This is a genomic window from Microcoleus sp. B6-A1 (genome assembly GCF_036705085.1).
Lineage (GTDB): Bacteria > Cyanobacteriota > Cyanobacteriia > Cyanobacteriales > Microcoleaceae > Microcoleus.
On the sequence record NZ_JAUBTU010000021.1, the window covers coordinates 48,405 to 60,799 of the forward strand.

The 12,395-nt window shown below is 44.9% G+C and carries 8 protein-coding genes; 4 read left to right on the forward strand and 4 right to left on the reverse strand.

Going from position 1 to position 12,395, the window contains the following annotated elements; genetic code table 11:
- Positions 1–643: 643 nt before the first annotated feature.
- Positions 644–3,943, reverse strand: a complete 3,300-nt coding sequence (locus QUB11_RS10110) for a helicase-related protein (RefSeq protein ID WP_333390404.1) — start codon at positions 3,941–3,943, stop codon at positions 644–646.
- 106 nt (positions 3,944–4,049) lie between these two features.
- Positions 4,050–5,702: an AarF/ABC1/UbiB kinase family protein gene (locus tag QUB11_RS10115; protein ID WP_333390441.1), complete on the reverse strand. Its 1,653-nt coding sequence runs from the start codon at positions 5,700–5,702 to the stop codon at positions 4,050–4,052.
- A gap of 300 nt (positions 5,703–6,002) precedes the next feature.
- Between QUB11_RS10115 and QUB11_RS10120 the strand changes: the two genes are divergently transcribed.
- Positions 6,003–6,587, forward strand: a complete 585-nt coding sequence (locus QUB11_RS10120; protein WP_333202588.1) for a Uma2 family endonuclease — start codon at positions 6,003–6,005, stop codon at positions 6,585–6,587.
- Positions 6,588–6,701: 114 nt separating this feature from the next.
- Here the strand turns inward: QUB11_RS10120 and QUB11_RS10125 are convergent, their stop codons facing one another.
- Both QUB11_RS10125 and QUB11_RS10130 read right to left on the reverse strand, forming a co-directional pair.
- Positions 6,702–7,763 carry a mannose-1-phosphate guanylyltransferase gene (locus QUB11_RS10125; RefSeq protein ID WP_333202590.1) on the reverse strand — a complete coding sequence of 354 codons (1,062 nt, stop codon included), beginning with the start codon at positions 7,761–7,763 and terminating at the stop codon, positions 6,702–6,704.
- A 218-nt stretch (positions 7,764–7,981) separates the two neighbouring features.
- Positions 7,982–8,593 (reverse strand): thylakoid membrane photosystem I accumulation factor, encoded by a 612-nt coding sequence (locus QUB11_RS10130; RefSeq protein ID WP_333202592.1) that lies wholly within the window; start codon positions 8,591–8,593, stop codon positions 7,982–7,984.
- Between the two features lie 322 nt (positions 8,594–8,915).
- On the opposite strand from QUB11_RS10130, the gene QUB11_RS10135 reads away from it, so the two are divergent.
- The 3 genes from QUB11_RS10135 to QUB11_RS10145 all read left to right on the forward strand — a co-directional run bounded on the left by QUB11_RS10135 (position 8,916) and on the right by QUB11_RS10145 (position 12,336).
- The gene (locus QUB11_RS10135; protein ID WP_333202593.1) at positions 8,916–9,818 is read left to right on the forward strand and encodes an undecaprenyl-diphosphate phosphatase; all 903 of its coding nucleotides are present in this window, start codon (positions 8,916–8,918) and stop codon (positions 9,816–9,818) included.
- A 680-nt stretch (positions 9,819–10,498) separates the two neighbouring features.
- Positions 10,499–10,720: a hypothetical protein gene (locus QUB11_RS10140; protein WP_333202595.1), complete on the forward strand. Its 222-nt coding sequence runs from the start codon at positions 10,499–10,501 to the stop codon at positions 10,718–10,720.
- A 161-nt stretch (positions 10,721–10,881) separates the two neighbouring features.
- Positions 10,882–12,336 (forward strand): DUF512 domain-containing protein, encoded by a 1,455-nt coding sequence (locus tag QUB11_RS10145; RefSeq protein WP_333390407.1) that lies wholly within the window; start codon positions 10,882–10,884, stop codon positions 12,334–12,336.
- Positions 12,337–12,395 lie beyond the last annotated feature (59 nt).

Here is a 12,395-nt window from a genome sequence, read left to right on the forward strand (position 1 = left end):
CAAGCTTCATGAAATTCGTCAAAGTTGCTAAAGCCGTGATTCTCATGCAACTCTGTCAAAAAAATATTGAACAGCATTTTTAAATGAGAGTTTGTCGGACTGGCGAATTGGATATATTTAATATGTTTGACTTTTCCTAATACATCTTTAGATTCATTGCGTTTGTGTTGGCGACGGTTGATAATGGATAAAGTCAGAGTTTCTCCATGCTGAAAGAGAACGATCGCCGGCATCCGTAAAATTTTATTAATCTCGCGGACAATCCCGTCAAGTTGTTCGATAGTGTACGCGCTCCTCCGCAGTGCGATCGCGAAAAACAAGTAGGAAGTAAAAAAGGCACTCTCACCGCTGCTAGTATCAAATTCGACAAACTGGTCATTATCTGCAATTTCTGTTCCGGTAAACTGGAAGAGGAAATCGACCGACAGCCATTCCTCTAAGAGAGCTTTTTGGGAGTTGAGCTCTTGATATATGTCAAAACTCGCAATAAAGTTATCCGAAGTATTGGGAGAAAATTGACTCGTTCTGTCACTGCGGTAGCCAAGAGCAAACAAGAAATTACGGGCGTTATCGGCAAGTTTTCCCTTGACAAAACTACTTAAAGCTTGACTGATAGATGCTTTGGCTTGTTGTTCGCTGACGCTCATTTAATCACCAGCCAGGTAATCAGTTCAAAATCAGTTGTTGCTTTAATCTGATGCGCTTGCTCAACCAACACAGCACTGCGGCTAGACAGCAGGTGGCCGATGAGCCGCTTGTTGTAAATACCTGCAATTGAATCAACCGCCCGCTCAAGCAAATCGTTATACAAACTCATATCAAATCCGTTATTAGTTTGTCTATCGAACAAGTTGCACAACTCTTCATAGGGAACAGTACACCCCGCGCACAGCAACTGATATATTTCAAGTATTTGTTTGGGTTGAGCAAAAGTTAATCGCACTTCCTTATTTTCTCGAATATAAACTAAAAAATATGGTTGCAGCGGGTTGACGGTTTTATTATCAAGACAATCGCCTTTTTGTTTGAGGCAAAAAATTACGCCCGGAGCAATTATCGGGTACTCCGAGTTAGTTGGAACTACTGCATAGAGTCCTAAAGGGGCATCTTGGAGTAGTTTGCGGTTGCTCTCAATGTATTTGGCCAGTTCCATTCGGAAATCATCGAGAGTGAATTCGGTTAGGGCTACACTCTCCGTGAAATCTTCGATATCCAGCACCTCGTCTTTCAATCGCAGCAACTGCTTGTCGCGGTATTTCAAATCACTCTCAATCAGTTCTTGAATCTCAAGAGCCTCCAGCAGGTTATCTTCAAATGTACCAGCCATGTCTGCTAAAGCCATCCGTGCTTCTACTCGATTTTTCAGATTGATGTATCGATCCAAGTCCTCTGTCGGCCAAAAATTAATTAATTGTACGGTGTGGTTGGGGCTGCCAATGCGATCGCACCTACCGAACCGCTGGATAATCCGGACTGGGTTCCAGTGTATGTCGTAGTTAATCAGATAATCACAATCTTGTAAATTTTGCCCTTCGGAAATACAATCTGTGGCAATTAATAAATCAATCTGACCGTCTTGCTGCATAGATGGAATTTGGGCGCGTTTCTTGGCGAAAGGCGAAAAATTTGTCAGGATGTGATTGAACTCGTTTTTGCCAAAGGTAGTCTTATTTGCCGCCGCTCCCCCAGTGACCAAAGCTAAGTTAATTTTCAATTCTACTCGTGCCCATTCCCGCAATCCTTCGTAGAGATAAACTGCCGTATCTGCAAAAGCAGTAAAGACTAAAACCTTGCGATTTGGTTGGCCATGCTTGTTAGTTGTAGGATGCTTGACTTTCTGGGCGATCAGTGCTTTTAACTCAGCCAGCTTGGCATCGCGTTCAACAGAAATGCTTTGGGCAGAATTGTAAATTTTTTTAAGCTGTTCCTTGTCGTTTTTCAGGTCTTTTAACCAGGTTTCGACATCGAGGTGCGCCATTTTAACTTTTAGCTTGCCAACCTCCCACGCCGCTCGTAAATCCTCGTCTTCTTCTGCCTCGAACTCTAAATAGTTGAAATCAATTTCCGCGTTTTCGTCTTGCCAATTCCTGAAGGATTTGAGTCGTTTTTGTAACTCGGATATTTTGTCAATAGTCCGCTGCATTGTGATAGCGAAGGAATTCACCGAGCTTTCCAGGCGTTTCAAAAAATTAACCTTTATCATGCCGATCAGAGAACGTTCGCGATCGCTCTGTTTGAAGTTTTGCACTCTTTTATTTTCATACACCGAACGGTATGGCTGCAGGACATATTTTGAAGGGTTGAATAGCGAGAGTTGATATTTAGAAATTTCGCTGTTAAGCTGTTCGTAGGACATGAACTCACCCTTTAGGTCAATCTCAGGAAATACCGAGATGGGTTTGAGGCGTTCTGGAAAGCCGCCTAACTGGGCGATCGCATCTTTATAGTATTTTTGAATGTGCTTGCGCGATCGTGCGATCGTCAATTGGTCAAGCAGTTTGAAAAAAGCAGAACTTAGTTCTTCCAGCAGTTCGCTAGTTTTGCGATCGCGACTTTTCTTTGCCCACTTGGTAAATTTCCCCTGAGCATCAGCTAGTGTATCGCGCAGACTGGTAATTCCCAGCGATTCGCTAAAGGCAGCATCGCGACCTTCTGTGATAAAATAAAGTTGATTCCGCAAATCCTTTAAATCATTGTTAACCGGAGTTGCTGATAACAGTAGCACCTTAGTTTTGACACCGCTCTTGATAATGTCATCCATCAGCCTTTCGTAACGGCTCTTTCTAATTAGATTGCCAGATTCGTCCCGTTTACTCTTGATGTTGTTGCGAAAATTGTGCGATTCGTCAATAACTACCAAGTCATATTCACCCCAATTAATCGTTGCTAAATCAATGTTCCCAGAGGAACCAGAGTCACGACTCAAGTCGGTGTGAGACAGGACTGCATAGTTAAAGCCGTCTTTAAGAAAAGGATTCAGTTTGCTATTGTTCTGTGCTAGATATACAGTCCAATTCTCGCGGAGTTTTTTGGGACACAGAACCAAAACTCTTTCATTCCGCCGTTCAAAATATTTAATAACCGCTAGAGCTTCAAATGTTTTACCTAAACCAACGCTGTCAGCAATAATACACCCGTTATATCGTCGGATTTTATTGAGGGCTGCCTTAACTCCGTCTTTTTGAAATTCAAATAGAGATTTCCAGATTTCTGTATCAAATAGGTGTAGCTGTTCGCTGAGAATATCGCTTTTTTCTAGGTCATCTAGGAAGGTCTCGAAGATATGAAACAGAGTTTTGTAGTAGATAAACTCAGGAGTATTATTCTGGTAAAGTTGCTCTAGGTACAGCAGCACATCTTGTTTGACATCTTCGATGAGTTCGGCATCATTCCAGAGTTCATCAAACCAGGCTTTCAGGTCGCGGGTATCCCGTTTGCTATCTACTTCTAAATTGAGTTCAATATTGTTGTTTTTCCTACCTAATCCCAGTCCCCGCACGGTAAAATTAGAACTGCCCGTAATAGCATTTTCACTTCCGTTATGAGCAATGTGATACATTTTGCCGTGCAGTAAATTAGATTGCTTTACCGACCGTATCTGTACTTTTTTCTCAATCCATTCTGCACATTCTTTTGCAACCCGCTTTTGCTGCAACCGATTCTGTAGCTGCAAGCCCTCATCCTCAATTTGGAAAGCCTTTTTATCAGTTTTACTTGGATCAAGTGACTTGATGAAGCGCGGTTCGCCAAAGAGAAATTTCAAGCTTTTAATACTTAGAAGTTGTTCTTTCAAAGCATCAAAAGCATAAATTGTAAAGTAAGCAGAAACAATTGACAAGGTTGAGTTTTCCTCAACCTTGGCTTTCAAAAAATCGCCCACAGTACCCCGGCGGCGGTTGTCTCTAATTGCCGACTTTGGGAGAGAAGCATCATCCTGTGACATAGCCTACCTTTATGCGGTTGTTGCACTAGGCTATATTCTACATCTTCCACAATTCTCAAGAACAGGCTTTCCGGCCTGTTCCACAACACATACCGATATTGTACAATCAACTTCGCAAACGCCCTGACCTGAGAATGCTAATAACTAACCACAAACCCAAAAAACTCGCCGCCCCAAACAAACCCGTGCTCAGAAAAGATAGCTGAGGAGTTTGTGCGTTAGAAGAAATAATTGCCGCCCCCACAATCAGCGAACCCACGACAATACTAAAAGAAAGTCGGTTCGCAGAATCCCCCAGAGTGCGGCGTAGCGGATCGAGTTCTTTTAGTGTCAAGTTCCACTTCAAAGTTTCCGAAGTAACTCGGTCTAAAAGCACTTCCACCTGTCGCGGGGATTGCAAAGATAAGCTTTTGAGATCCAGGGCAGTTCTCAGCAGAGCTTGGATCGGATCGTCTCCTAATAACTGACGCCGAAACATATCGGTCATCAGCGGTTTCACCTGCTCTACAATATTAAACCGGGGATTAAAAGAGCGCGCCAGTCCCTCCAAATTAGCTAGAGTTTTTGCATACAAACCGAGATTGCTGGGAAGCCGAATTTTATTTTTGCGGGTGATTTCCAGCACCTCATAAAATATTTCCGACAAGTTCATTTGCGACAAGCTGACATTGTAATACTTGCGTAGCATTCGAGCCAAATCGTTCTCTAGATTAACTAAACTTGTCGGCTGAGCAAATTCTGCCATTTCCAAAGTTAATTGAGCGCAGCGCTGAGCGTCTAAATCGACAATTGCCAGCAACATTTCTGTCAAATTCTGCTGAGTGCGCGGGTCTAATCTGCCGACCATGCCGCAGTCCAGCAAAGCTATCCGGCCATCTTTGAGATAAAATAAATTGCCGGGATGCGGGTCGGCGTGAAAGAATCCGTCGATATATAACTGCTGGAAGAAAACGCGGCAAAGCAGCGTTGTAATTTCTTCGCGTTCGGCATTTATATCTCCTTTCTGGCGAATTCCTTGCAAGTCGCCTAGCAAAATTGGGACTCCGTTCAGCCACTCCATTACTAAGAGTTTTTTTGTAGTCAACTCCCAGTTAATTTCTGGTAAGACAACTTGTGTGGGGTCAAACCATTTACTTTTAGATAAATTGCGGCGCAGTTCGTCTGTGTAGCTGGCTTCTTGAATGAAGTCTAGTTCTGCACGCAGGGCGATCGCAAATTCTTCAGCTAGGGCGACAATATCGTATTGTTGACCGAAGTCTGTGAGCATGACAAGTTCTGCCAAACCTCGGAGCACGGCGATGTCTTGTTCGATGACAATATCAATACCGGGGCGCTGAACTTTGAGGGCGACTTCGCGGCCGTCTTTTAAAGTAGCTTTGTGGGTTTGGGCGATCGAACCTGCAGCGATGGCTTCGGTGTTAAATTTGGCGAAGGTATTTTCGAGAGATTGTGTGAGTTCCTGGCGGACGATTGCTTCTACTTGCGACCACGGTACGGGCGGCACTTCCGCTTGTAGCGTGGAGAGAGTTTCGATATAGCTGGCCGGCAAAAGGTCAGGACGGGTGCTCAGCAATTGTCCTAATTTGACAAAAACTGGCCCTAATTGGACGAGGATGTTGCGGAGAACTGCTGGAGTTGGGAGACTGGGTGCGTCGGTTTTGCGGCCGGTTAGGAGGCTTTTCATGTAGTCCCAACCGTTGCGGAAGACGACCTCTAGAATTTCTCCTTTGCGAGAATTGTTTTGAACTAGGCTAAACAAGGGGCCTCCGGGTCGATCGGGTTTAAGGGCTATATAACTACTAGGATAGCGCTGTTGACCGGGCTGACCAGTGTCTTGGGGAATAACTTGGGCGAAAGGGTGGGAATGCGCGTGAGAGCTTTGGGGTGCGGGGGGCGATCGGTTTTTGGCCGTGGCATTAATCCTCATGGTAATATACAGTTAAAGCAGACATGATATTTTTATAATTAAATTTATTAACTTGAAAAGATGTGTCAAAGAATTGAATGAGTAAGTTATTAAAAACCAGATTCTCAATGTTTTTAATATCGTATAAGAGACATGATTGCCATCCCATTTCCTGCCAACTCGATCGAATTATCCATCAACTTAACTGACGAGCAATTTTTTCAGCTTTGTCAGCACAACCGCGATTATCAATTTGAACGTACAGCATCAGGGGAATTAATTATTATGCCACCGACAGGCAGTGAAACTAGCAGGCGTAATGCCGATTTAACATCTCAACTCCGAGTCTGGAACCGTGAAACTAAACTGGGAGTAGTTTTCGACTCTTCGGGAGGCTTTACACTCCCGAATGGTGCCGATCGCTCTCCTGATGCCTCTTGGGTCAAAAAAGAACGCTGGGATGCTTTAACACCGGAGCAAAAAGACAGTTTTGCTCCTTTGTGTCCTGATTTTGTTGTTGAGTTGCGTTCTCGGACTGATTCCTTGAAGAAACTTCAAGAGAAAATGCAAGAATATATAGAAAACGGTGCTAAATTGGGTTGGTTAATTGACAGGCAAAATCGGCGGGTAGAAATTTATCGCCCCGGTCAAGATGTTGAAATTATCGAAAATCCTGCCACTCTATCAGGGGAAGATGTACTGCCTGGTTTTGTGTTGAATTTAGAAGAAATTATGTAAATAAAGTAAATAGTAAGGCCCAACACAGATTCAAAAACGAATGCCTGGATAAACAGTGATGAATAGTTGGTGTATCCGCCTTCAGAATCCGTGTCGTGCTGCCTCATTTCACCCTCACAATAAATCTTTCAATTTATCATCTTCTCCCAACACCTTAATTACCTGTTTAATCTCCTGCGTCCTGTCCTTTTTCACAATCAAAGTCACATTGCCATCTCTGACAACTACCACATCTTCTAAACCAATGGTGACAATCACCTCATTCTCATCGGCTGCATAAAAAATGCCACCTTTCGTATCAATTCCGACGTGTTTTGCTAACTCCACATTCGGCTTGTCTCCTTGCAGCAAACGACCGATCGCATTCCAATCTCCCAAATCGTCCCAGCTAAAGCCCACCGGCAGAACACAAGCCTTTTGCGTCTTCTCCATCAAAGCGTAATCGATGCTAATTTTGGGTAATTCCGAGTATGCCTGCGCGCCTTTTGCTTCCAAAGCTGCCATCATTTCCGGTACATGATTTCGCAATTCTGTCAAGACTGTTCCGACTCGAAATACAAAAATTCCGCCGTTCCAACTAAACTTGCCGCTGGCTACAAATTCTTCAGCAGTTGTGCGATCGGGCTTTTCCGTAAACCTCGCCACCCGATAGGCCGGAAAACCCCCAAAACTGCCAATTTCTTCACCTTGTTCGATGTAGCCGTAACCAGTGGAAGCATAACTCGGTTTTACTCCCAAAGTGGCGATCGCATCTTGATTTTTCGCCAACTCCGCCGCCGCCTCCAAAGTCTTGACAAACTCCTCGGGTTCCCCAATCCAGTGATCCGCCGGGAAAAAACCCACCACCGCATCCTCACCGTAACGCTTCGCAGTTTCTATAGCAGTCCAGGCCACCGCCGGCGCAGTATCCCGGCCCTCCGGTTCCGCCAGCAAATTCTCCGGCGGTAACAGCGGCAACTGTTCGCGGACTCCCGCAGCCAACATTTCCGACGTTACCACCCACAAATCGTCCCAGCCGTTACCTAATTCCAAAAGTCTTTCCGCAGTAGCCTGCAGTAAACTCTTGCCGCTACCGTCGAGACTCAAAAACTGCTTGGGCCGCTGCTTGCGACTCAGCGGCCAAAAACGTTCGCCTTTACCACCGGCCAGAATCACAGGAATTAAGGTTCTACTCATCGTTTAAAGTTTAAATAGTTCACGTCCATTTTGCCCTGAGACCCGATATGGTGTTTGTAAAGAATTACTGAGGCAGAATGATGATTGACTGTTGACTGTTGACTGTATCACCCTAAATGTAGGGCGCGCATTGCGTACCTTACCCAATATAGAACAAAAAAACTCTCGTTAAGGAATCCTTGAAAATTGCTATAGCGACTAGCAATTACCATTACCTATTACTTCGACAATTCGACGTTAAGTTCGTTCACGACACGGCGTTTGAGCGGGATTGATTTTTCTCTGGGCAGCAAGTCAAATACTTTCCGAAAAGCATCATCTACCTGTTCAAAGGGTATTTGTCCTTTCTCATTAAAAACTACTTTTCCCGATTGGTCGAGGATGACAGTTTGAGGTACGAAACCTTCGTAATAATGGCTGGGTTCGGTGATTTCGGGTGACTGTTGCGGAGGCAAAGAGTCAATTGTTATGGGCATAAAATCGGCTTCGCGCCCGTAAAATTCCTGGAGTTGAGAGACGACGATCGCGTATTGCTTGGAGTCGCTGCTGTCGTCAGTGTAAAACACTAACAATACGGGTTTATTGCGTTTGAAAGAATCTGTGAGTTTGACTTTAGGAGGAACTAGGGAACCGTTGCCGGCGTAGAGGGCAAAAATTGTACCGTCATAGCGATCGTCTGTGAGAGTGGCGAAGGCTGGTGGGGTGCCGGTTAGCAGTATCAAGCTAAGTGCGATCGCCACTGTTACAAGACTCGCTGACAACATTCGCCTCAGCCAGCGGATGCCAGAAGCAGCAGTAACACTTGAATTTTTGTTTTCAGGAAATATCATAGGTTATTGGCAGTTGCTGTAAGGAAAGCGAAATCAGATGCAAAAACTTTCCTAAGTTTATCAGCAAAATGTAGGCAAATGTTGTTGAGTAGGTTAAAGTAGTTTCGACTCGATGATCATAAATTGCTGATAGTGGCGATCTACAAGGCGATTCTACAGACCGAAGATCACTATTTGCGATCGGCTTTTCAGGGGCGGACTGGAACAGTCCGCGCCACAATAAAATTTATTTGTGGTGGGGTGGGCTTCTAGCTTCCCAGAAGGGTGCAAGATATTAAATTCAACTGATTACTAGAAACTGACAACTGGGAATTTACAACTAATGATAGCTTTGCTTGACGCACTCCTCGCCCAAACGCCGGCTGCTGATGTTTCCGGGCCGGCTCAAATCAATCTGGTGCAGGCCCTTGTTTTAGGAATTGTACAAGGATTAACAGAGTTTTTGCCCATTAGCAGCAGCGCTCATTTAAAGGTAGTGCCGATCGCCCTGGGATGGGGCGATCCGGGGGTTGCTTATACTGCTGTTATTCAGTTGGGCAGTATTGTGGCAGTGCTTTGGTATTTCTGGAAAGACTTGACAAATATAACTGTTGGTGCTGTAGATGCAGTGGTGCGGCGCGACTACAAATCGCAAGAGTTTCAAATAGCGCTGGGAATTGTTTTGGGAACAATACCTATACTCTTTTTTGGGCTGCTAATCAAGGCATTGGTTCCAGATTTTGACAACTCCCCGCTGAGAAGTTTGGCCAGCATCGCCATTGCTTCGATCGTCATGTCGCTACTGTTAGCAATAGCAGAAAAAACTGGCAAGCGCCATCGCACTTATGAAAAGTTAACTGTCTCAGACGGCATTTTTATGGGATTAGCTCAAGCAATAGCCTTGATTCCGGGGTGTTCGCGATCGGGTTCTACCCTAACAGCAGGATTGTTTATAGGATTAGAAAGACCCGCGGCCGCGCGGTTTTCTTTTTTATTGGGAATTCCGGCAATTACTCTGGCTGGATTAGTGGAATTGAAGGGTGCTTTGGGAGAAGGAATCAGCGATGCTGGAGTTGCAGCTTTGATAGTGGGAACGATTTCGGCATTTGTGTTTTCTTATTTGTCGATCGCGTGGCTGCTCAAGTTCCTGCAAACTCAAAATACCTGGGTGTTTGTGTGGTATCGGCTGGCTTTTGGTGTGGCGATTTTAACGGCGATCGCAGGTGGGGCAGTGAAAAATGCGTAGGTTGTTATAATTACAAGGACAGGCAAGATGCCTGTTCCACCAAAACAAGAACAGGCAAGATGCCTGTTCCACAAAGAGTAAATTTTCTTGTGGAACGGGCCGAAGAGCCCGTTCATAAAAAGCTTATTAATAGCTGACAAGCTGTTAGCTTTTAACTCAAAGTGAGCGTCGCCGTGAAGGATGTAGAATGCTCGAAGATAGCGAGCGACAAAATGCACAATTAGCGCTAATTAGGCTGGTTACTGCTGCTAGTATTGGTGTAGCGATGTCCTTCTTTATCGCTCCCGGAATTCTGGGAACAATAGTATCAGATTGAAAACAGGTTTTCCGTTCAGAATCCCAGTGCTAATATATGGAAGAGTATCGCAAAAAAAGCGATTATTTCCCGCACTGCTGGGTTGACAAAAGAGCGGTGTTGTGCTGGCAGAAACAACTAAGCCTGTCAGGAACCCGTCAAAATTTTGAGTTTCATAAATACATATTTTTGATACATCCTCTCACAGCCAAGCTAAATTCACAACCCAGAACTTATCCTGATTCTAAAGGCGATCGACCTTAGCAAACTATGTCAATACCGAAAAAAGGAACCAGAAAAATAATTGTTGATGGGGAGCCTTTCATCTGGCTAATCCGAAGACAAGCTACTAATATGCAAGCAGACTACGGTTGCGGAAATCTTCATGTTGCTGTCCAACACGCTGAAGAACCGGGCGGGCGTGTTAGTTATTCTCACCCATCGACCTCATCCTCAAGGTTTAAGTCCCGCTAACGAAGTGAAACCAGTAACACCCTGTGATGCAACACAATGGATACGGCAAGCAGTGCAACTTGGATGGCAGCCTCAGCTACCTGGAATAACTTTTGAGGTGCGGATTGCAGGACTGTTTATGGAAAAAATATAATAATGCTGTATATTTAGCAACCCGACAAGTCAATTCTGTTAAAGACAATTCACTCGCCTAGACTGGCAGAAGCGATCGCCCGATCGCTTCTGTCAGCCTAGACAAGTTAAACTGTAAACATTCTCCGCTAACAAATAACAAATAACAAATAACTAATAACCATGAGCGACATATCAATCCGGCCCGCCCTAATCACCAAAGTTATCCCCGACAGCATCTGCGCCGAAATGGGATTTGAACCCGGAGACTCAATCGTCGCCGTCAACGGTGAAAAACCGCGCGATTTAATCGACTATCAATTTCTGTGCGCCGATGAATTTCTGGAACTAGAAGTTTTAGACAGTAAAGGCAAAACCCACAAGTTAGAAATCGAGAAAGAATACGACGAAGACTTGGGAGTGGAATTTGAAACAGCTCTTTTTGACGGACTAATTCAGTGCAACAATCGCTGCCCTTTTTGCTTCATTGACCAACAACCACCGGGAAAGCGCGAAACTCTCTATCTCAAAGATGATGACTACCGCCTCAGCTTTCTTTATGGTAGCTATCTCACTCTCACAAATCTGACTCAAAAAGAGTGGGACAGAATCGAACAAATGCGACTTTCTCCTCTCTATGTTTCCGTTCACGCTACGGAACCGGAAGTGCGAATTCGGTTGCTAAAAAATCTCCGCGCTGGGAAGATTCTCGAACAAATCAAATGGTTTCAAGAACGCCGCTTGCAAATTCACGCTCAAGTAGTTGTTTGTCCCGGTATTAATGATGGCGAACATTTAGAACGCACTTTGTTAGATTTGGCAAAGTTTCATACTGGAAGTATTCCCGCTGTAGCATCGGTGGCTGTAGTGCCGGTGGGTTTAACTCGCTTTCGTCCTGCAGAAGATGAACTGATCGCAGTAACTGCGGAAAAAGCGCGAGAAGTAATCGAGCAAGTGCAGAAAATTCAAGTGCTTTTAAGTAAAGGAAAAGGCGGCGGAAAGCCGAAAAGGAAGAATTCAAAATCTACCCCCCCCAACCCCCCCTTAGCAAGGGGGGGAGAAGATTTAAATGGCTTGTTAGGAAAGTCAAAATCTCGCTGTATTTGGCTGGCTGACGAGTGGTTTTTAATAGCGGGTTTAGATTTGCCGTCGGCTGGAGATTATGAAGATTATCCGCAAATTGGTAACGGTGTGGGTTCGATTCGCCAGTTTATCCAGCAGTTTGAAACGGCTTTTGAGAAGCTGCAACCGATGCAAGTCGAGCCACAGCGCAAGTTAGTTTGGGTGGTGGGGAATGCTGTCGAAAAAGCTTTTGAGCCGATCGTACAACAACTAAACCAAATTCCCGGCTTGTCCGTCAACATGGCAGCACTGTGCAGCCACTACTGGGGACAAACTATCACTGTTACGGGTTTGCTCACCGGGCAAGATTTGCTCGAAGCTTTGCAGGGGCGAGACTTGGGAGATGGCATCCTGCTGCCGTCGGTGATGCTAAAACAGGGGGAACCGCGTTTTCTCGACGACATGACCCTCGAACAGCTCGCCAGCTCCCTAAAAACCCGGATTTTGCCGGTGAGCGGAGTAGAGGAACTAATCTCGGCGGCGATCGGTCTGGCAACTGCTGAAGTTAAATTCTAAATTTTGAATCGAACATTCAAAAGTTAAGATGAGTATGGTAATTGTGACTTGTAACCGTC